The organism is Mycolicibacterium frederiksbergense (assembly GCF_012223425.1).
In the GTDB taxonomy this organism is placed as follows: domain Bacteria; phylum Actinomycetota; class Actinomycetes; order Mycobacteriales; family Mycobacteriaceae; genus Mycobacterium; species Mycobacterium frederiksbergense.
In genome coordinates this window covers 3856328-3877215 of the sequence record NZ_CP038799.1, presented here as the reverse complement: position 1 = coordinate 3877215, position 20888 = coordinate 3856328, and the positions used below count along the sequence as shown (strand labels likewise).

The window sequence follows — 20888 nt, the reverse complement described above, 5'->3', positions numbered from 1 at the left end:
GCTGTCACCGACGCAATATCGCGAGAGCACCTGAACCCCATCCGCCGCCCATACCGGTCACTACCGCCAACTCCGCATTGTGGACCTGCCGCTGCGGTAAACCACCGCGCAGCTGCCGCACCGCCTCGACCAGATTGTTCATGCCTTGCACGTGGGCTTCGGATAACAAACCGCCGTTGAGATTCGTGGGCAACGAACCGTCAGCGGCGATACATCCGTCGAGAACGAAATCCGCTGCTTCGCCTGGCTTACAGAACCCGGCCGCTTCGATCTGCCGCAACACGTTGACAGTGAAACTGTCGTAAACCTCGAGCAGATCGATGTCAGACGGGGTGACACCAGCGTCGGCAAATGCGCGCGGCGCCGCCTCGGCAAGCCCAATCTCCAATGGGTCGGCCCTGTTGGCGAACTCATCGACGGGAAATGGGCGACCTTCGGCCACACTCATCACAAACACCGGCCGGTGCGGGCTGTCAGCCGCACGATCGGCCGCTGATACCACCACCGCCGCTGCGCCGTCGGTCTCCAGACTGCAATCGAACAAACGAAACGGCGTACTGATCGGTGGAGCGTCGAGATACTCCTGCATCGTCAGCTCACGGCCGCACATCACCGCATTCGAGTTGAGCTGCGCGTTAGCACGAAACGCGACTGCCACCGCCCCCATCGCTTCAGGCGGCACGTCATACTTGCGGACGTATCGGTCGGCCACGAGCGCATACTGGTGCACGGCCGACACCGCGCCCTGTGGCGCGTAATAATCCCGGACAACCTTGCCTATCGCCATGTCCGCGCTCGATGCCATCCCGCGGGCACGCGGACCTGAGTACCCACACCAGCCCGCGGGAATGAGGACATGCCGCGCGACGCCCGACCAAACCGCCATCGCCGCAGTTGCCAGACCCGCCACACTTGCCGCGCCTCCGGTATGGGAAGTCACCGCGTAACGAACATGCGTCAGGCCGAGATTCGCGATAAAATCTTCGGCCGTGCCACCGTTGATCGGGCAGATGAGCCCATCGATCTCGCCAGCCGACAACCCGGCATCCACGATCGCGGCATGGGCCGCTTCGAGTTGCAGGCCAAGGTCCGTTGCCGACTCAGTGCCATCACGACGGTAGGCCGTATGACCAACGCCGACGATGCAAGCCTTGTCGCGCAGCGAACTCAATGCCCGGGAACCTCTCCGTCAACGTCGACCGCCCCGACGACACCACTCGATACCAGCGCCTCGTACTCCGAGTCGGCCATGCCGAGCCACTCGGTCAGCACCCCTTTGCCGTGGATCCCGAGACCGGGCCCAGTGCTGCGCACGGATCCGGGAAAGTTCGTCAACCTCGGCACCACCCCGGTGACGCGGACCGGACCCAATTCCTGGTCAGCGACCTCGACCAGGCTCTGGCGAGCCGCGAACGTGGGACTGGAGAACATCTCTGCCGGCGTGAAGATCCGCGCAGCCACGACACCGGAGCTCGCGCAGGCCTTTTCGACGATATCGGAGTTGTTTTCGGCGAACCACTGGCGAACCATCTCGCCGAGCTCCTCGCGGTGCAACATCTGCAGTTCCTGAGTCGCGTACTTCGGATCGTTGCGCAGAGTCGTGCCGCCCAGCAGTTCGAGCAGGCTCTGCACTGACCGAACTGTGCCGGTCGCCACGGTGTACCACACCCCATCGCCACTGAGATACGTGTCTGACACCGGTGACGGGCTGACCTGGAACTGATTGCCCTGACGCTCGGCAACAAAGTTCAACTGGTCGTAGAGGATGACCTGCCAGTCGATACCACGGAACAGTGATTCGTAGAGAGCCAGGTCGATACATTCCCCATCGAAGCGATCCCCGATCGCTTCGCGTTTGAACAGTGCTCCGGCAACAGCGAATGCACCCATGATTCCTGTCGTGACATCGCCGAGGGAGAAACCGAAATGCGTCGGTGGCCGGTCAGGATGCCCGGTGATGTGTACCGCTCCGCTCATGGCCTCGCCGACCCGTCCGTATCCCGGCTTTGCGCTCTCCGGGCCGATTTGGCCGTACCCAGAAATCCGCAACATGATCAGCCGCGGGTTCGCTGCGTGCAGTTCCTCCCATCCCAGTCCCCAGCGCTCAAGCGTTCCCGGGCGGAAGTTTTCGATCACCACGTCTGCGCGTTCGACCATTTTGCGCACGAGCGCTTGCCCCTCGGGGAGACGCAGATCGATAGCGACGCTTGACTTGTTCCGGGCCGCGGACTTCCACCAGAGGGGCACTCCGTCTTTCCTCGGACCGGACCTACGCAACATGTCGCCTGAGCCGGGGTCTTCGATCTTGATGACCTGTGCTCCGAAGTCGCCGATCAGCGAGGCAGCGAAAGGCGCCGCGATCACGTGCCCCAGCTCGAGGACTGTCAGACCGTCGAACAGACTCTCCATATTCGCGGACACTTAACTCCTTTGGTGGGGCGGCGTGACAATCGACGGCGCGATACCGGTCGTGCTATGCCGATGGGTCGATCAGAATTTTTACGTGTGCATCGCGGTTGACGCGCAGTTCCTCGAGACCCTGACTGACCACGGCATCCAACGGGATCTCGTCGGTGATCAGTTCACCGAGGCTGATCGCCCCCGTAGCTAGTAAGTCAAGAATCGCCGGGACCTGCCTTTGCGCTTCGTAACAAAATGAAAAGCCGATATTGGCTTCGCGCATGACGCTTCGATTGATGTCGATACCGGCCGGGGCCTCCCAAATCGCCACGACCATCAATCGACCGCGGGGCGCAGCACGCCCAACGCCGCATCAAGCGCGGGTTGTACGCCCGCAGCGTCGAAGGAGATGTCGACGCCGTTTCCGTTCGTCAACGTCCGAACCACCTCAACTGCATCCTCCGCCAGAGGATCGATTACGCGCGTAGCCCCGACCCGGTGGGCGGCAACGCGGCGCGTCGCCGAAACCTCACTGACGATGACCTGAGTCGCACCTTGGGCAAGTGAGAATTGCACCAGGGCGAGGCCGATCGGGCCAGCGCCGGCGATGAAGACGGTCCCACCCGCTGCCAACCCGCTACGGCGGACAGCGTGGTACGCCGACGCGATCGGTTCAACGACGGCAGCCTCGGCGAGACTGATCTCATCCGGGATGCGAAACAACGCCTTCGTCGGCAACGACGCGTAGCGGGCAAGCGCTCCGTTGACAGCGAAGCCGATGAAACCGACTGCTCCGCAGAGTGCTTCAGCGCCCTGTTTGCAGAAGCCGCATTCACCGCAGCCGAAAACGCCGACGCCGCAGACTCGGTCACCTTCGGTGAACTCGCGCACGCCGGACCCGACGCCGACCACCGTCCCGGAATATTCGTGGCCAATGACGACCCCTGGCGCAGCATGCATCGGACCGGCGATGTACTCATGCAGGTCTGTGCCGCAGATCCCCGCTCGGGCCACCTCGATGACCACTTCGCCCGCACGTGGACTCGGGTCGGGAAGCTCTTCAATCCGCACGTCTTCGCGACCGTGATAAATAGCTGCGCGCACCTACCGGCCTACCTTAAGGACAGACCCAAATTCGCTCGGCCACAACGTTCGTGGGCCGGAGTTTCGGCGGAGGCGCCGCCGTAATGATGTCAAGCTCACCGGCACCTTAGATCCAGAATGACAGGTTGTGCGTGGGCAACGTGGTGTGATCCAGCAGGATCTCGCGCTGGACCAGTTTCAAACCCGTCTCGTCGCGACGAATAATGTCTCGGCGCTCGGCAGAAACTGTCTCCGCCTTGGCTTCGTCCCCGCGCGTGCGCACCAGCAACGCATTCGACGTCACACGGTACTCATCGCCGTCCTCACCAGACCTGACCCTGACATTGGTGATGTAGTGCCGGATCCGCGACGGAGGATCCTCAGCCCAATCCGACGACGTTCGGTGCCGCTGAATACGCATCTTCAGACTCGTGTAGTTATCACTCAGGTGCATAGAGCGCTCAGAGAACCCCGGGCCACCTGCTCTGCGAAGCGTCTGACGGACGCGCGCGAAATAGTGCACATTCGGTGCCAGCAATTCCAGCCACTCTTCGAACTCATCGCGATCCAACAGATCGGCCTCGTCGAAAAGGAAGTCTTCGATTTCCTCGCGCACGTCGCGCGAAACCCTCGCAGCCTGAGGTGGATCCTGCGGCACCGTTGTCGTCATACGTTCTCATCCCTTCTCGGTGTGGCCAGATAGTCGAAGTACTGCTTCCAGTACTCGCGCTGATTCTGTTCGGCGTAGCCACTGGCCAACGGTCGTCCCGGGCCCAGCCACGTTGGATCAGGAGCCAGATTGTCCAGTCCCATCTCCAGGTTCAGCTCCACACCACCAGCCAACTCGCCGCGTGTTCCCTTGGTAATAGCCTGGAATATCTCGGCGTCATCCTGCTCGAAGACACCCCCGACCCCGAACGTCCGAACATAAGTCTCAAACGACTGCTGCTTGAACTCTTCGGGCGCGTTGCGCTCCACGAAGAACCACGACCACACCTCCATACGCGCTGCGTCCAAGGGACGCCATTGCCGCAAGGTCAGAATGGGCACCGGCATAGACTCCCCGTCCTTGGCGATGAAGGCGTTCAAGAAGGACAAGTTCGGGAACACATTGCCATGAATGAACATCGTCCGTTTCAGCAACTCGCCATGGACGTCATCGCCGTAACCCTCGCTGAGACCGGAGACGACTTCCTCGGGATAGCCCATGTACGGCGGTGCGGGTATGCCGGGTGGTGCGCCTAGAACGCCCGCCCCGTGCCCGCCCGATAGGCTGACGTGGGCCGGCGAAACGGCCACATTATCGGGCGGTAACAACCCCAGCTCACACATCGAACGGTGCGTCATGACCGTGTGATAGCCGTCCCCAACAAAGTTATCGGCGCCGGTCTTCCAGTTCGCGTCAATCACCCAACGCTGCGGGGCACCCCACGCCTCAAGGCCGGCCGGGCTCTTCTTCATCATCAAGTCGAGATACCAGCGCATGTCCCCGAGGTACTCATCCAGTCCCGGCGCCTCATCCGACACACACCCGAAGACAAGGCCCGCGTACGAGTCCAGCATCGGCAGAGCGCGCAACCCTAGCCGACTCTTGTCGAACGCAGCACCGTACACTGCCTGCTGCGCAGGTATCGCGATGAGATCACCGTTGTTTCGATAGGTCCAACCGTGGTACGGACACTGGAACGCCGACTCATTCCCAGACTCGGTTCGGCAAAGCAGCGTGCCGCGGTGCCGACACGAGTTCGACATCGCCCGAATCGTCATATCCTGCTGCCGCGCGACAATAATTGAGTTATCAGCGATGTAGCGCACTACATAGTCACCCGCATTGGGGATCTCGTCTTCGTGGCAGAGAAACTGCCAGGTCCTACCAAATACTCGCTTCAATTCAAGCTCGTAAAGCGCTGCATTAGCGATGAGAGACGCAGGGAGGCGACCCTTTAGGATGGAGCCGCGCGCATTCTCTAATGTTCGCATTGTCGTCGCATCAGGCGCCATCGAATCCACCGGGCGCACCTTCCTATCGATTTGTGCCCCTAGAACGTGAGCACTCATGTGGGCTACACCACACGGAAGCTTACATAGGATGATAACTGTTTGCAAGCTATTATTTAGGCCACCGCGGTAACGGCGGTATCAGCCGGCATCCCCTCGCAGACCGACGTCTGCCACCCAGGACTCCAACCGAACAGGGTTCTTCTCGACAGTCGCGGCCCTTGGTCCACCAATCCCGCCATCTGACCCGACTTCTGCAGACCCCACAGCGACCCTGGCATGTTGCCGTTCGCTAGGCCGGACTGAGAGTCGTTCGTTGAGCGATCCGGCCGCGGCTTTCATTCAGTGTTTGGCGGGCGGCGCTGACTCTTGCTATCGCATCGCGCAGCGCCCTCAGTTCATTACCGTCAAGTGCCGCAAGCGCTTCGGGAGCCGGGTCGTCGACCGCATTGATGGTGGCCACCATCGACCAGCCGGCGTCGGTCAGTGATACCACTTTGTACCGCCGGTTGGTGGGAATAGTCTGACGCATGACTAGGCCGCGGTCCTCCAGATCGTTGACGGCCACCGTGGCCGCCGGGGGATCGATTGTCACGGCGTGCGCGACCTCTTTGACGGTCATCGACCCGCGGGACAGCCGGAGCAGTATCCGGATGCGACTGAAAGGTAGGCCCGTCTGGTCGACGGTCGCTCGCCTCCAACTGTCGCGGTTGTCGGTGACCAGTGCGGTCATCGCGCGCCAGACCTCGTCCGCTTCCGGATTACGCGACATCGGCAGCCTCCCGTCGCGGATCGGTTCCTGCGATCAGCGGCGCCAGATGCTCTGCTGAGCGCAGCGCGCGCTTCGACGTCGAGTAGACACCGAGCGTGAAGATCAGCACACCAACTCCAGCGAACACTAGCCATAGGGGCTGGGCGGAGACCGCGAAATCGACGTTGGTGTCGCCCAATGCCGCACCAGCGACCGGGCCGCATATGGCCACACCGATGGCGACGCCCACCTGTCGGCTCGTGGATGTGATAGCCGCCGCCGCACCGGCGCGGTCGGTCGGCATACCGCTGACGGCCGCGGTTGTGACCGGTGCGTTCACCATCGAAGTACCGACGCCGAAAACCGCAAAGGCGACCAGCATTTGCCATTGCGGGGTAGCGTCGCTCATCTGCGCGAACATGAGAGTCGCGGCGACGATCAATGCGCCGGCGATCATCAGCGACGGTCTGGCACCAAATCGCCCCACCAGCCGGCCAGACAAGGGCGAGAAGATGAATGCGCCGACGGCCACGGGCAGAAACATCAGCCCGGTGTTCACCGCTGAAAGCCCGCGCTCCCCTTGCAAATAGATTGACATCATGAACAGGAACGCGCCCCATGCAGCGAATGCGCACACCGCGATGGCCGTCGCCGAAGCAAACGGGATGCTGCGGAAGAATCGGAGCTCGACGAACGGGTCGAGGCGGCGTGACTCGTAGCGCAGGAATGTCGCGAAGGCCAGCGCTGCGAGGCAACAGCTAACGACGACGCGGGTGTCGGTCCAGCCCATCCCTGGCCCTTCGATGAGCACGAACACCAGTCCGAACAGGAAGGCCATGCCCAGGACCAAGCCGATCAGGTCGACGTGGCGCATGGTGACCGACTTGGATTCGGGAACGAAGATCGCGGTCAACAGCACCGCAAGCGCGCAGATCGGCACGTTGATCCAGAACACTGCTCGCCAGTCAACATACTCGAGAAGTATTCCGCCCATGATCGGACCCAAGGCCATCGAGATGCCTACGACGCCCCCCCATATGCCGATGACGCGCGCGCGCTCCACTCTGCCGGTGAACACCTGCGTGACGATCGACAACCCAGCAGGAGTGAGCATCGAACCGCCGATCGCCTGCAGGAAGCGGGCGCCGATCAGCGTTTCGACGTTGGGAGCCACGCTGCACAGTAGGGAGGCCGACGCAAAGATTGTCAACCCGATCTGCAACGTACGCCGCCGACCGAATCGGTCGGCCATGGCACCTGAGAGCAGCAATAGCGAGGCCACCATCAAGGTGTAGATGTCAATGACCCACTGCATTTGCGAAGGCGACGCCGAAAGGTCGGCGCGGATGCTCGGGATTGCAACGTTGGCGATGGTCACGTCGATCGACACAATGAGCACGCTCAGGCAGCAGGACGCCAGGACGAAGGCCTTGTGCCGGCGGCTCAGTCGTTCGACAACAGTTTCATTCACACAACTATTTTGAAACTACAACTGATGCTAGCGCAAGTCGGCGGGTACCAGTCGATTGCGTGCTGCCCGACCCGACGCCGGACATAGCCGCCGCCGCGGGCATCGGAGGGGTTCCGGGGGCACAGCCGCGTGTCACATACCCGCAACGGAGCGATGCCGTGTCCCGAGTCGATTTTCTAATCGGTCGCTTATCGTCTGAGGCGCCGATGCACGGCCGACTGACGCCCTACGTCAAATAGCATTTCTCCCAGAGGATTTCGACTGCGAAAAGGGTCACCGTCCGCTGTAGGCGCCTTCCAGCGCATCGACGCAGTTCAGTCCAAGGTGACGGTTACTGCCTTGACTTGGGTGTAGGACAGCAGTTCCTCCGTGGACTCTTCGGATCCAACACCTGACGATTTCCGACCGCCGAAGGGCAACCCCCAGTAGTGGCGTGCACTGCCGTTTATCCAGACGTAGCCAGCATCAAGTCCCGCAGCCATGCGGTGGGCTTGGCTTACGTCGTTGGTCCACACCGCGGCGGTCAACCCGAACTCGACGCTGTTGGCAACTTCGACAGCCTCGGCTTCGTCACGGACGGTCAGCACCGAAAGAACGGGCCCGAAGATCTCGTCGCGGGCGACATCGGCTTGTGGTGCCACTCCAGCCAATACGGTCGGGGCGACATACCAGCCTTTGCTACCAACACCCTGCGCGCGTCCTCCACCGGTAAGCACGCTGGCGCCGCCCGCCCGTCCTGACTCGATGGCCCGCAACGACTTTGAGTATTGCGCTTGGTCGATGACGGGTCCCATGTCCGTGCCGTCAACGAGCGGGTCGCCTACCTTGATGGCAGCGACCTGATCGACGACCAGATCAATCACCTCGTCAGCGATCGCTTCGTGCAGCAGCAGTCTGCTTGTTGATCCACAAGATTGGCCCGCGGTGGTGGTGAAGTTCATCCCTGCGACGGCGCTTTTCGCCGCCGCCTCCAGATCGGCGTCCGGCATGACGATCATCGGGTTCTTGCCGCCGAGTTCGAGTGTGACGTATTTGACGCCGTGCTCTGCAGCCAACCGCTGGATATGCCTACCCGTGCCAGGGGAGCCGATGAAGCCGATTCGCCGGACCAATGGATGAGCGACCAGCGCGGCGCCCGCAGTTGCGCCATGCCCAGTTACGACCCCAAACAGGCCCTCTGGCAAAACTTCCCTCGCCAACTGGGCGAGGCGGATGGCCGAGAGCGGTGTTTGATCGGGAGCTTTCAAAACCACGGCGTTTCCCGCCATGAGTGGAGCAGCGATCTTAGATCCTGCGAACAGGACAGGATGATTGAAGGGTACGATTCGGGCGACCACGCCATAGGGCTGCTGCAGCGTGTAGTGGAGGTTCGCCGAGAGTGGAATAGTACGTCCGCCGATATCAAATGCGGCGTCTGCCATCAGCTCGAGCACTTCGGCCGCCCAGTTCACATCGTCGCGCATCGCAGGCAGTGGAAAGCCACCGTCAATCGCGTCGAGCAGCGCGAGTTCTTCGGTATGCTCTCGCATGAGTGTCGCCAAAGCTCGCAGCATGGTGCCGCGCTGCCGCGGCGTCCGGAGTGCCCAGTCACGTTGGGCAGCATGCGCAGTCGCCACCGAGCAATGATCAGAACCTGTGGATGAGCCTCGGCGAGGTGGCGTGAAAGTGGGCGCACCTTCCCGAGGATGATCATCACGGAAACAGGATCTCGATCAAGACCGGCGTTGGCGCGCTGGTTGGGAAGGTACGCCCATGCTCACGGTAGTTCACGACGCGGAATCAGCCAACGAGAACGGCAGCGGTGCTGGTCGGTCGCTGTTGGATGAGATCGTCCGCGACGGTGCGCGGCAGATGTTGGCGGCGGCACTGCAGGCTGAAGTAGCCGCCTACGTCGACGCCCATGCCGGTGAGGTCGACGACAACGGTCGGCGTCTGGTGGTCCGCAACGGCTATCACCACGAACGTGACATCCTCACCGCCGCGGGTGCGGTCACGGTGACCGCCCCGCGGGTCAACGACAAGCGCATCGACGCCGTTACCGGTGAGCGGCAACGGTTTTCCTCGGCGATCCTGCCGGCGTGGGCACGCAAGTCCCCGCAGATGACCGAGGTGCTGCCACTGCTGTACCTGCACGGGCTCTCGACGAGTGACTTCGGTCCGGCGCTGGAGCAGTTTCTCGGCTCGAGCGCCGGACTGTCGGCCACGACGATCACCCGGCTCACCAGCCAATGGCAGGACGAGGCGAAGACTTTCGGCGAGCGTGACCTCTCGGGCACCGATTACGTCTACCTGTGGGTCGACGGCATCCACCTCAAGGTCCGCCTCGAGCAGGAGAAGCTCTGCCTGTTGGTGATGATCGGCGTGCGCTCCGATGGCCGCAAGGAACTCGTCGCCCTGGCCGACGGATACCGGGAGTCGACCGAGTCGTGGGCGGATCTGCTGCGGGGCTGCCGTCGTCGTGGGATGACCGCGCCGGTGCTGGCCGTCGGTGACGGCGCGTTGGGGTTCTGGAAGGCCATCCGGGAGGTGTTCCCGGCCACCCGGGAGCAACGCTGCTGGTTCCACAAGCAGGCCAATGTGCTTGCTGCGTTGCCGAAATCAGCGCACCCAGCTGCGTTGGCCGCGATCAAGGAGATCTACAACGCCGAGGATATCGACAAGGCCCAGGTCGCGATCAAGGCCTTCAAGGTCGACTACGGCGCCAAGTACCCCAAAGCGGTCGCCAAGATCGTCGATGATGCCGATGTGCTCCTGGAGTTCTACAAATATCCGGCCGAGCATTGGATCCACCTGCGAACTACCAATCCGATCGAGTCGACTTTCGCCACCGTGCGGTTGCGGACCAAGGTCACCAAGGGCCCCGGATCCCGCGCGGCGGGAATTGCCATGGCCCACAAGCTGATCGACGCTGCCCAAGCCCGCTGGCGGGCCGTGAACGCACCACACCTGGTCGCGCTGGTCCGTGCCGGCGCGGTGTTCCACAAAGGCAAGCTACTCGAACGGCCCGTTGGCATCACACCCGCCGAGAGCGACGAATCAACCGAAACCGAGGTCGCCTGAAACAACCTCATCCACAGGTCTTGACAATATCTCGTTCGGCGGCGTGGTCGGCGACCAGCTCGTGGAACCCGCGGATGCCGGCCAGTCCTTCTGGTAGTCGACGGGAGGCCAGCTTGGTCCCGTCGGTGTCCATCAGGTGAATGTCGTGGTGGTCTTCAGCCCAGTCGTCTCCTACGAATAGCGTCAACTCGCCTCCCTGCTCGATGTGGGTCGAACCTGTTCGAGCCGAAGGGCACCCCGCGGCGACCTAATGGATCAGTGCTCAGTGGCACGACACCCCATCAGCGCTATAGGTGACCTCACCAACCAGCCGGGGCAACGATCTAACCCTAGGAGTCGACCTACGCTCCAGGCTGAAACAGTGCTCACCGGCCAGCGGCTCGGTGACCAGCCTTCCCTCAACTCTTGAATATCCGGTCGAAGACTCGCTGATCAGTTCCCATTAGGCTAGCCTGCCCGAAGTTTCCATACCTAAGTAAGTCGATGGGCACGGTCGGAGGGTCGGCATGTTCGACAGCGTCAACTGGTACCGAATGCGCCAGTTCAGCAAACATTCCAGCACACCTGCTGCGGAACGGATGCCGCAGGTCAAACGGATTCCGTGGCGCGTCGGCAATCCGCTCGACAGCTCCGGCAGGAGTCCCCTGCACGCCCTGCCGCCCAGCACCGATACCCGAATCCGACGTACCGCGATCCTCGCGGCAGTGACCAGCGTCACGCTCGCCGCCGTCGTCCTCCACACCCGGTTCCGGCGCCCCGGCACCACGACGCGGCCGGCCGACCCCACCGGCGCGACCACCCCAGCACACCCGATCGCACAGGCCCCGGCACAGGACGACAATCCCCTCGAACATCGTTCGGTACCCGCGCATTTCGCGGCGACCGCACGCAGCAGACCGGAACAGGTGGCCCTGCGCACCACCTCGGAATCGGTCACCTATCGCGAACTGCTGGGCGCGGCGCTGGCGTCGCAGACGCGCCCCGACACCGACGAACCCTGCGCCGCTGTGCTCCCCGCACCAACGACGCCCCAGACCGTCGCGACCGTGCTCGGTCTGTTCGCATCCGGGACTCCCGTCGTGGCCCTGGACCCGGCGATGCCGGGCAACCGGGCACAGAAGATTACGTCGATCCTCGTCGAGCACGGTTACCGGCCCTGGCCGGTTCAGGTCCCCGACCGACTGCCCGGCGGCGCCGACCTCGATACGGAACTGGGCGCCGATACCGACACCGACGATGTGACGAGCATCCAGTTCACGTCGGGTTCCACCGGCACCCCCAAAGCGGTGCTGCACCCGAATGGACTGTGGCTCGCCGATGCTCAACTGCTCAACGACCGCTTCGGCCTCGGTGACGGCCGCAAGGTCGCGCTCTGCATGCCGATCAGCTTCGCGGCCGGGCTCAACGTGCTGATCGCCGCTCTGCTGGGCGGGGCCGAGGTGATCGCGGTCGACCCTGCGAAGCAATCCGCGCGAGAGGCATTCGAGCTCATCGCCGATTCGGGCGCTCAGGCCATCACCTGTACACCGGCCTTCGTGGATGCCTTGCACACCGCCGCACGGGGCGCGACACTGCCCGCGGTGGAACGGATCGTGACCACCGGCGAGGCGGCGCATGCGCGCCACGTGCGGCTGGCGCGCGAACTCGCCCCGAACGCGGTCTTCACGAACTGGGCAGGCTCGACCGAGACGCTCGCCATCGCGAGCTATGACATTCCGCCGAACGCCGCGCTGCCACACGGCGTCATACCGGTGGGAGTTCCCGCCCCGCACAAGCAGATCGACATCGATGAGAACGGCGCGGTATCCATCACCTCACGTCATCTCGCGCTGGGCTACCTGGATCCGGAGACTTCGGCCGCGGTGTTCTCGGTGCATCCGGATGGCGCGCGGACCTATGCCGGCGGCGACGTCGGGCGCTGGGATGAGCACGGCAACCTGGTGCTGTCCGGCCGGGCGGATGCCACCGTCAAGATCCGGGGCTACCTCGTGGAGCCCTCGGAGATCGAATCCACGCTGTTGAGCTATGACGACGTCCGGGAGGCCATCGTGGTGGCCGACACCACCGGAACGCCCACTCTGGCCGCCTACGTATCCGCCGAACCCGATGCCCGCACACCGGCAGTGGCTGAACTGCGTACCCTCCTGCACCGGGACCTGCCCCCCTATATGGTGCCCGTCCACATCACGGTGCTCGGCGCGCTGCCGCGAGGCGATCGCGGCAAGATCGACCGAATGGCACTGCCAGCGGTGGGCAGGCCTGAGTTCGATCCTCCTCGCGGGGAACAGGAATCATCGATCGCGCGGCTGTGGTCGGAGGTGCTGCACATCGACAGGGTCGGGCGCACCGACGGCTTCTATGCACTCGGTGGGGACTCGCTGAGCGTGACACAGATGCTGGCGCGCGTCACCGAAGTGCACGGCGCCAAACTCAATCCGTCGGATCTGGCCGGCGCACCGACCGTGGCCGAGTTCGCGCAGAAGCTCACGCGTTCCAGCGGACCCGCGCTACCGCCGACCACCGTGGCATTGCGGCCGATATCTGCCGACACCGTGGGCACGCCGGTGTTCTGCTTCTCCGGGGCCGGCGCCTCCTCGCTGTGTTTCGTGCCATTCGCCGAGCGGGTCGGCGACAAGACGGCGGTGTACGCCCTGGAGCCCAAAGGACTGGAGAAGCGCGCAATCCCGGATCTGTCGGTGGAAACCGCAGCACGCCGCCATGTCGGCAACCTGCGCCTTGTCCAGCCGCGCGACCCGTACATCCTGGTCGGTCATTCGTTGGGGTCCCATATAGCTCTGGAAGCGGCTCGTCTGCTGGAACATGCCGGCGAGACAGTCGAATTGCTCGTGATGCTCGACCCGTGGCTGTCCCCACAGGCAGCCAAGCAGGCGGGCGCCGGGTTACCCGATGTCAGGGTCACGATCCAGGAGACGATGCCGACCGATATCAGGTCCTGGTGGGAGCATCAAAAGAAGATGCCGTTGGCCGGACTGTTCGTCGGCGACCATCAGCGAAAGACTGCTGCGATCGAGGAAGTCGGCATCATGAGCGGCTTGCGGTTCGTCCCGCAACCGTGGCGGGGACGCGCACTGGTGGTGCTGAGCCACCTCAACAAGGATGATCCCCGGCTGTGGCCGCGGATCATCACCGGCGACTTGACCATCCGCCACCTGGAGTGCACCCATATGTCGATCGTGCGCGAGCCGCATATCGGCGCCGTGGCCGCCATGATCGACGAGGTGCTGGGCCACTAGTGCGATCGGGAGGGCAGCGGCATCGCTGCGCCACCCTCCCGATGTCGGCTAACGGAACAAGCTGCCGATATTGCGTACCAGGTTGCGGCCCGCGGTCCCGGCGTTACGGGCCAGGTCGTTGCCGGCCCGGTTCGCGTTCTGCACCACGTTGTCGGTGAAGGTGCCGCCGTTGATCAACAGGTTCGTCCCGACACGGCCGAGACCCTGCTGCGCATCGCTGCCCACCTGCCCGGCATTGCGCTGCAGATTGCTGCCGAAGCGGCCCAGGTTGCGCACGAGGTTGTCACCGAACTCTCCGACATCCTCGGGTGTCAGCCTGGCGGTCGACGCCGCGGTGCCGCGTTGCTGCGCAGCGACGTGCGCATCGGCGGCGCTCGTGTCTGCCGATGCCGTCCCCGCCCCCGCGAGCGCAATTCCGAGACACATTGTCGTGGTGGCGCCGGCGAGCACCATTGCCTTGATCATTGCGGGCTTCCCAGACCCGTTGCGATCCATGATTCGTCTCCCTCCAGCAAATTTCAAACGAACAGGCTGAAGTTAACACAGAAAGTGTGCCGTAGATCACACCGAGGCGGGACAAATCACGCACATATGGTCACGATTTCACCCTCGCCAGCCTTTGCTGGACGAATGATCACATGCTGGCTATCAGCCACGGGCGGCCCCCGCAGAGAGGGCCTGGAACTGGCATTACAGTGATCATGAAACACAGCAAGTATTTACGAGAACGATAATTTGGCGATTACCAGGCACTTGGGTGCCGTCCGCACTCGCTGGCGCTACCGCCTCGCCCGCGGTGGCGGTCACGGCACTTACGCCGACGCACCCTTTCCTGACCGGCTGGCAAACAGCACGCAATGGTGACGCCCCGGCTTGGGCCGCCGGCGGGGTCCGCGCATCCGGCGAATGCCACAGCGAGCGCGCACGCGAAAGGTGATGGCCCGGACATGACGGCGGGCAGCGGGAGAAACGCACCCGCTGCCCGGCCGCACTCGACGTCGGACTAGTCGCCCAGAATATTGCCGACGAACTCGCCGAGGTTCTGCTGGGCGTTGCTGGCCGCGGTGCCGCCGTTGACCAACACGTCGGTGCCGACCTGGCCGAGGCCTTGCTGCGCGTCACTGCCGACCTGCCCCAGACCCTGCTGCGCGTCACTGGCCGAGGTTCCACCGTTGATGAGCAGATTGGTCCCGACAGTGCCGAGGCCTTGCTGGGCATCGCTGCCGACCTGCCCCAGGTTGCGCTGCAGATTGCTTCCGACGGTCCCGAGGTTGCGCTGCAGATTGCTGCCGAACCGGCCGATGCGCTGCAGCGGCGACCTGCTGCTGCTCGAGCTTGAACTCGCGCTCGGGCTCGAACTCGAGCTGGAGGCGGTTTGCCCCGTCTCCGCGTACGCGGCCCCTGCACCTGCTGTGGCCACTCCCATGGCCAAGGCGATCCCGCCCCCGGCGACGGCCGTCGCAGCGATCATCCGAACCGACGTTCCCTGACGTCCCCACATGTTGATCTCCCTTTCAGCAAATTCCCCAACCAACGTCCAGAAGTTAGCACGACCGTTGCCCAGCAAACCAGACCCTCGGCTAACTTTTCTCATTTTTGTGATTGACGGATGTGACAATTAATTTGCCGCAGGGCCGGGAGCGGTCCGCCGCGAGTACCCTGCACACTCCCCCGTGCCGCTGCGTCGGAATTCGATAAAACGCCATTTGATAGGCACTTTCGATGCAGCGAACCATCGGCCAGGGTGCTGAAGCCCCGACGGTCTGACCGCTTGCCCGTAGATAGCCAACGGTGAATTTGGCTGCCGCGCCACAGCTTCTCTTTGCCGTTTGCCTCACGCTGATCAAGATCATCAGTTTCCGGTATGCAGCAAACTAAACATCAGATCTGCGCAAATGCTGTCCAGTTGCCGCAGCGTGAACCCGCCCGTGCCGCGGCAGCATCCCGCGGACAACAGGAAACCCGCCGAGGCCCGACTGATCCCGGCGTTGCTGACGGCTGGGCTACTGGGAGCGGTACACCTTCACGCCCACAAACGGCCGCCAGGTCATGACTCCGCGCTGGAACGTCACCCTGGTGGCGCCGTTGACCCATTTCTCCGAGGACGTCGCCAGTCCCAGTTCCGGCACCCATTTCTTGGCGAACTCCACACTTGCGGTGTGCAGGCCGGTCTCCGGCGAGTACCAGACCCGGAACGGCTGCCAGCCACCGAAATCCTGATAGCCGTCCCTGAACGTCGCCTTCGGCAGGATCTTCTTCTTGCGCACCAGGTCGGCAACCGGCGTCGGGGACGCCACGATCGTGCCGGGCGAAACCTCCCACAGCGTGCCCAGGGTACGCAGTTGTGTCGGCACCTTGAAGGGACCCGTGTAGACGGGGCTCAGCACCTCCCCGAAGCTCGGATCGGTGAAGGCCGCGAACCGCTGATAGTTCACGCCGACGCCGGGTGGGGATGCCACGACCTGCTGTGCGGCCTTGGGCACCCAGTCCGACCGGTAGAGACCGAACCGGTCGTCATCGGATCGGCTGGAGCTGTTGAGATCCCGTGTGGTGTAGAGCATCAGCGGACCGGCGTACGGGAGTTCCTGCCAGGTGCTGATCATGTCCGAGATGAAGGCCGCCTGCGTCGCCTCGTTCACCCGGTTGGTGGGAGCACCGTATTCGGACACCCAGATCTTCTTGGGACCGTCACCCTGGTCCAGCATCACCCTGCGCATCCGAACCAGTTGATCCACCGGGGAATCCGCCTGCAACATGCCTTGGGAGAATTTCATGGTGTAGCTGTACGGGTGATAGGACAACGCGTCGAAGAACGGTTGCGCACCCGCGGCGTACATGCGGGTCAGAAACGTCACCGGATCAATCGTCCACGAGCCCCAGCTCTTTCCGGACCCCAGCACCCCGCCGACGACAATGGCGGCCGGATCGACGGCTTTGATCCGCGGATAGGCAGCCTTCAACAGATCGGTGTATCCGGACGGATCCGGTGCCGGGTGATATCCGAATACGCCATTGGGTTCGTTCCATATCTCGTATGCCGCAATTTTGCCCTTGTACCGTTCCGCGACTTTCGCGGTGAATTTCCCGTACTGGTCCGGCGAGGCGGGACGACCGTGCGGCGGGAGGGCGTTCCACGCCTTGGCCCACCACGGGCTGGAGGTGATCGCACAGATGATGGAGATGTTTGCCGCCGCCGCAGCAGCGACAACCCGGTCGGACTTCGACCAGTCGTAGCGGCCTTGGAGCGCCTCGACGCCGGCCCACGGAATGCCGATACGCACGGTGCGGATATTGTTCTGCACCCAGCGCTGCACCGTGGCGGCGACTTCGGCGTCGTTGTAGAAGAAGATCTGGGAGTCAGCGAAGCCGAGTGTGGTGGCTGTATTGCTGAGGACGGCGACGTTGTCGGTGAACACCTGACGGTGCCGTTGCGAGGTCGGAGTGGAGATCAGAGCGACGACGCAGAGTCCGGAGACAATGGCGGCCAGCGCCGCGCGCATTAATTTGCGGCGTTGGAATATTCTTCCGCCGCGCACCGTACTCACATTCACCCGACCCTTCTCAAATATGACGTTATTTCTAACGGAAGTGCCGACCGAAGCACCGCACCCAATTCGGCGTGTCGAAAACCCCCGGTCACGGTCCGGATACGGTGTGGATATGCGGATCGGTGTGGTTTTTCCCCAGACAGAACTGGGCGGCGATGCCGGTGCGGTGCGCGCCTACGGCCAACGGGTCGAGGAGCTGGGCTTCACCCACATCCTCGCCTACGACCATGTGGTCGGCGCCGACCCGCACGTGCACGCCGGCTGGGCCGGGCCCTATGACGTGCACACCACGTTCCACGAACCGCTGGTGATGTTTGGCTACCTGGCTGCCGTCACCACGACGATCGAACTGGTCACCGGGGTGATCATCCTTCCCCAGCGCCAGACCGCACTGGTCGCCAAGCAGGCCGCCGAGGTCGACCTGCTCAGCGCCGGCCGCCTGCGGCTCGGCATCGGAATCGGCTGGAACGCGGTGGAATACGAGGCGCTCGGTGAAGACTTCGGCAACCGCGGGAGGCGCTCAGAGGAGCAGATAGCTGTGCTGCGCCGGCTGTGGACCGAACCATCGGTGACGGTGGACGGCCGCTTCCACCGCATCACCGGCGCGGGCCTGGCACCGTTGCCGGTGCAACGACCGATCCCGGTCTGGATCGGCTCGGCGTCCGATGCGGGCTACCGGCGCGCGGGCCGCGTGGCCGATGGCTGGTTCCCGATGATGTCGCCCGGGCCGGGGCTCGACCACGCCCGCGCGGTGCTCGCCGAGGCCGCCGCGGGCGCGGGCCGCGATCCATCCGCGATCGGCATGGAGGGCCGAGTCGCGTGGCGCGGCGACGATGATGCGACGCGACGCGAGGTCATCGCCTGGGCGCAGGCCGGCGCTTCACATCTGTCCATCAACACCATGGGCGCGGGGCTCGCCACCGTCGACGCGCATCTCGATGTGCTGTCCCGGTTGTCCGCGGGGTTGCCGGCGTCATGAATCCTGCGGAGGGTGCGGGTGCCATCTGCACGCTGAGGACCTGATGCGCGCGACAGGCGATGTGCCGGTGACCGACCGTGCCGCCACGAGTCGGGTGGCATCGCTGACCGGTTTGCGCGCACTGGCCGCCCTGCTGATCGTCGCCACCCACGCCGCCTTCGGGACCGGCCACCTCGACGACGGTTACCTCGGCCAGCTCTACGCGCGCCTGGAAGTCGGCGTCCCGATCTTCTTCGTGTTGTCGGGCTACCTGTTGTTCCGGCCCTGGGTGCTGGCCACCGCGCAGGGAACACCCGACCCCTCGGTGCGCCGCTATGCCCGTCGGCGGGTGCGTCGCATCGCACCGGCGTACGTCATCACGGTGCTCATCGCCTTCGCGATCTATGAGTTCCGCTACGCCGGCCCCAACCCCGGTCACAGCTGGCTCGGACTGCTCAAGCACCTCACACTGACCCAGATCTACCCCCCGCTGTACTACGCCGAGATGCACCAGGGTCTGACCCAGATGTGGAGCCTGGCAGTCGAAGTCGCGTTCTATGCGGCGCTGCCACTGCTGGCCGGGCTGTTGCTGACAGTGCTGTGCCGCAGAGCGTGGCGACCGGGTCTGTTGCTGGCAGGTCTGGCCGTACTGGGTGCCGTGACGCCGGTGTGGCTGCTGCTGCCGACCATCACCGACGTGCTACCGCCGTCGGCGACCATCTGGCTGCCTGCGCACCTCATCTACTTCGTGGGCGGCATGGCGCTGGTGGTGCTGCAGGTGCTCGGCACGCGCTGTCGCGCCTATCTCGCGGTACCGATAGCGGTGGCCGCGCTGCTGGTGGTGGCGCTGCCGATCGCCGGCGACGTCACCGTGATCGAGGTCGAGCCGTGGCAGCGGGTACTCAGGACAGTCCTCTACGCGGTGGTCGCGGTCGGGCTGCTGGCGCCGCTGGTGCTGGATCCGGGAAGCACCTACGCAGGACTGCTCAGTGCCCGGCCGGTGGTGTGGCTGGGTGAGATCTCGTACGAGATCTTCCTGTTGCACGTGATCGCGATGGAGTTCGCGATGGCCGAGGTGCTGCGCTGGCCCACGTTCACCGGGTCGATGCCGGGACTGTTCCTGGTCACCATGGCGATGACGGTACCGGCGGCCTGGTTGTTGCACCGCTGGACGCGGGCGCCGATCTCAGAAAGGAACAAGAGATGAAGACACCGGAACGGGACTACCCGCAGCCGGCCACCGAGCGCGGGCGGGTCGAACCTGTCCCCCGCCGGATTCGCGGCTACGCCGGCGCCGAGTTGGTCTTCGACACCCTCGGTGCGCGCTACGTGTGGGAAATCCCCTATTACCCGCACTATTACGTCCCACTCGGCGATGTGAACACCCAGTTGCTCATCGATGACCAGCACCCCCAGCGCGCCCAGTTCGGAGCGTTCCGGTCGCATTCGCTGCATGCCGGTGGCCAGGTATACGCGTCGGCGGCCCGCGTCTTCGACGAGGGTGACGGGCTGCTACCCGGGTATGTGCGTTTCGAATGGGACAGCCTGGAGTGGTTCGAGGAGGACGAGCGGATATACGGCCATCCCCGCAGCCCGTACGCGCGCCTGGATGCCCTGCGCTCGCACCGTCACGTGCGGGTGGAACTCGATGGTGCTGTGCTGGCCGACACCCGCAGCCCGGTCCTGCTCTTCGAAACCGGCCTGCCGACACGGTATTACATCGATCCCACCGATGTCTCGATGCAGCATCTGCAACCCAGCCCTACACAGACGACCTGCCCGTACAAGGGCGTCACCTCGGCGTACTGGTCGGTGCACGTGGGCGAGGCGGTCCACGCTGACCTCGCGTGGATGTACCAGTATCCGCTCGGCGCGGTCTCCAGGATCGCCGGGCTGATCGCGTTCTACAACGAGAAGGTGGACATCGTGGTCGACGGTGTGCGGCTACCGCGCGCTGTCACCCACATGAGTTAGTCCCGTTGTGGGACAACATTATCTGTCGGCTTGACCTTCTGTTGCCACGGCCACCGGCCGCTGATCTCCACCTCGAGGGAGAAGCTGAGGAAGGTCCGGATCAACACGATCCCGGCCAGCACCACCACGCTCTGCCAGGTGGGTGTCAGCGCGACCGTGCGGATGATGTCGGCGGCCACCAGGAATTCCAGGCCGAGCAGAATGGAGCGGCCCAGCTGCTCCCGGAAGAACCGGTAGGCATCGCCGGAGCGGCCCAGCATCTTGCGGACCGTCACGACGCCGGCGAAGATCGCGCCCAGCGCGATCACCGCCACCCCGATCCCGTCGATCACCTTGCCGACCGTTTCGATGACCTCGTAGAAGCTCATGGCGCAACGTTAAGGCCATTGAC

Annotated in this window: 19 protein-coding genes; 5 read left to right on the top strand and 14 right to left on the bottom strand. The window is 63.9% G+C overall.

Annotated elements, in window-relative coordinates; translation table 11 throughout:
- Positions 1 to 4: 4 nt before the first annotated feature.
- The 9 genes from EXE63_RS21885 to EXE63_RS21850 all read right to left on the bottom strand — a co-directional run bounded on the left by EXE63_RS21885 (position 5) and on the right by EXE63_RS21850 (position 9319).
- Positions 5 to 1171, bottom strand: coding sequence for a thiolase C-terminal domain-containing protein (locus EXE63_RS21885; RefSeq protein WP_168143666.1), 1167 nt, complete (start codon positions 1169 to 1171; stop codon positions 5 to 7).
- Complete coding sequence (locus EXE63_RS21880) at positions 1168 to 2421, bottom strand: CaiB/BaiF CoA transferase family protein (protein WP_168143665.1); 1254 nt, start codon at positions 2419 to 2421, stop codon at positions 1168 to 1170. The genes EXE63_RS21885 and EXE63_RS21880 overlap by 4 nt, the downstream gene beginning before the upstream one ends.
- A gap of 52 nt (positions 2422 to 2473) precedes the next feature.
- Positions 2474 to 2737 carry an MDR/zinc-dependent alcohol dehydrogenase-like family protein gene (locus EXE63_RS33055; protein ID WP_234904217.1) on the bottom strand — a complete coding sequence of 88 codons (264 nt, stop codon included), beginning with the start codon at positions 2735 to 2737 and terminating at the stop codon, positions 2474 to 2476.
- Positions 2737 to 3504 carry an alcohol dehydrogenase catalytic domain-containing protein gene (locus EXE63_RS21875; RefSeq protein WP_234904216.1) on the bottom strand — a complete coding sequence of 256 codons (768 nt, stop codon included), beginning with the start codon at positions 3502 to 3504 and terminating at the stop codon, positions 2737 to 2739. The genes EXE63_RS33055 and EXE63_RS21875 overlap by 1 nt, the downstream gene beginning before the upstream one ends.
- A 106-nt stretch (positions 3505 to 3610) precedes the next feature.
- Positions 3611 to 4153: an aromatic-ring-hydroxylating dioxygenase subunit beta gene (locus EXE63_RS21870; protein WP_011559073.1), complete on the bottom strand. Its 543-nt coding sequence runs from the start codon at positions 4151 to 4153 to the stop codon at positions 3611 to 3613.
- The gene (locus EXE63_RS21865) at positions 4150 to 5541 is read right to left on the bottom strand and encodes a Rieske 2Fe-2S domain-containing protein (RefSeq protein ID WP_011891538.1); all 1392 of its coding nucleotides are present in this window, start codon (positions 5539 to 5541) and stop codon (positions 4150 to 4152) included. Before EXE63_RS21865 ends, EXE63_RS21870 begins: the two co-directional genes overlap by 4 nt.
- A gap of 232 nt (positions 5542 to 5773) precedes the next feature.
- On the bottom strand, positions 5774 to 6253 hold the full coding sequence (locus EXE63_RS21860) for a MarR family winged helix-turn-helix transcriptional regulator (protein ID WP_011767841.1): 480 nt from the start codon (positions 6251 to 6253) through the stop codon (positions 5774 to 5776).
- On the bottom strand, positions 6243 to 7703 hold the full coding sequence (locus tag EXE63_RS21855; protein WP_011767840.1) for an MFS transporter: 1461 nt from the start codon (positions 7701 to 7703) through the stop codon (positions 6243 to 6245). Before EXE63_RS21855 ends, EXE63_RS21860 begins: the two co-directional genes overlap by 11 nt.
- A gap of 314 nt (positions 7704 to 8017) precedes the next feature.
- A complete protein-coding gene (locus EXE63_RS21850) occupies positions 8018 to 9319 on the bottom strand; it encodes an aldehyde dehydrogenase family protein (protein WP_234904215.1) in 1302 nt (433 codons plus the stop codon).
- Positions 9320 to 9455: 136 nt separating this feature from the next.
- Between EXE63_RS21850 and EXE63_RS21845 the strand changes: the two genes are divergently transcribed.
- Positions 9456 to 10763: an IS256 family transposase gene (locus tag EXE63_RS21845; RefSeq protein WP_168141789.1), complete on the top strand. Its 1308-nt coding sequence runs from the start codon at positions 9456 to 9458 to the stop codon at positions 10761 to 10763.
- A 7-nt stretch (positions 10764 to 10770) separates the two neighbouring features.
- Here the strand turns inward: EXE63_RS21845 and EXE63_RS32530 are convergent, their stop codons facing one another.
- Positions 10771 to 10950, bottom strand: coding sequence for an IS110 family transposase (locus EXE63_RS32530; RefSeq protein ID WP_372513171.1), 180 nt, complete (start codon positions 10948 to 10950; stop codon positions 10771 to 10773).
- A 319-nt stretch (positions 10951 to 11269) separates the two neighbouring features.
- On the opposite strand from EXE63_RS32530, the gene EXE63_RS21835 reads away from it, so the two are divergent.
- Positions 11270 to 14017: an alpha/beta fold hydrolase gene (locus EXE63_RS21835; protein WP_168143664.1), complete on the top strand. Its 2748-nt coding sequence runs from the start codon at positions 11270 to 11272 to the stop codon at positions 14015 to 14017.
- A 48-nt stretch (positions 14018 to 14065) separates the two neighbouring features.
- On the opposite strand, the gene EXE63_RS21830 is transcribed toward EXE63_RS21835, so the two are convergent.
- The 3 genes from EXE63_RS21830 to EXE63_RS21820 form a co-directional block, all read right to left on the bottom strand.
- Positions 14066 to 14482, bottom strand: coding sequence for a hypothetical protein (locus EXE63_RS21830; RefSeq protein ID WP_168143663.1), 417 nt, complete (start codon positions 14480 to 14482; stop codon positions 14066 to 14068).
- Between the two features lie 538 nt (positions 14483 to 15020).
- On the bottom strand, positions 15021 to 15584 hold the full coding sequence (locus tag EXE63_RS21825) for a hypothetical protein (protein ID WP_168143662.1): 564 nt from the start codon (positions 15582 to 15584) through the stop codon (positions 15021 to 15023).
- Positions 15585 to 16020: 436 nt separating this feature from the next.
- A complete protein-coding gene (locus EXE63_RS21820) occupies positions 16021 to 17568 on the bottom strand; it encodes a cellulase family glycosylhydrolase (protein WP_234904214.1) in 1548 nt (515 codons plus the stop codon).
- Positions 17569 to 17677: 109 nt separating this feature from the next.
- On the opposite strand from EXE63_RS21820, the gene EXE63_RS21815 reads away from it, so the two are divergent.
- The 3 genes from EXE63_RS21815 to EXE63_RS21805 are packed head-to-tail and all read left to right on the top strand — an operon-like array spanning position 17678 to position 20497.
- A complete protein-coding gene (locus tag EXE63_RS21815) occupies positions 17678 to 18544 on the top strand; it encodes an LLM class F420-dependent oxidoreductase (RefSeq protein ID WP_168143661.1) in 867 nt (288 codons plus the stop codon).
- A gap of 43 nt (positions 18545 to 18587) precedes the next feature.
- Entirely contained in the window at positions 18588 to 19730 is a 1143-nt protein-coding gene (locus EXE63_RS21810; protein WP_168143660.1) for an acyltransferase family protein, read from the top strand.
- Positions 19727 to 20497, top strand: coding sequence for a DUF427 domain-containing protein (locus tag EXE63_RS21805; protein WP_168143659.1), 771 nt, complete (start codon positions 19727 to 19729; stop codon positions 20495 to 20497). The genes EXE63_RS21810 and EXE63_RS21805 overlap by 4 nt, the downstream gene beginning before the upstream one ends.
- Here the strand turns inward: EXE63_RS21805 and EXE63_RS21800 are convergent.
- Positions 20494 to 20865, bottom strand: a complete 372-nt coding sequence (locus EXE63_RS21800) for a DUF1622 domain-containing protein (RefSeq protein ID WP_168143658.1) — start codon at positions 20863 to 20865, stop codon at positions 20494 to 20496. The genes EXE63_RS21805 and EXE63_RS21800 overlap by 4 nt on opposite strands.
- Between the last annotated feature and the right edge of the window lie 23 nt (positions 20866 to 20888).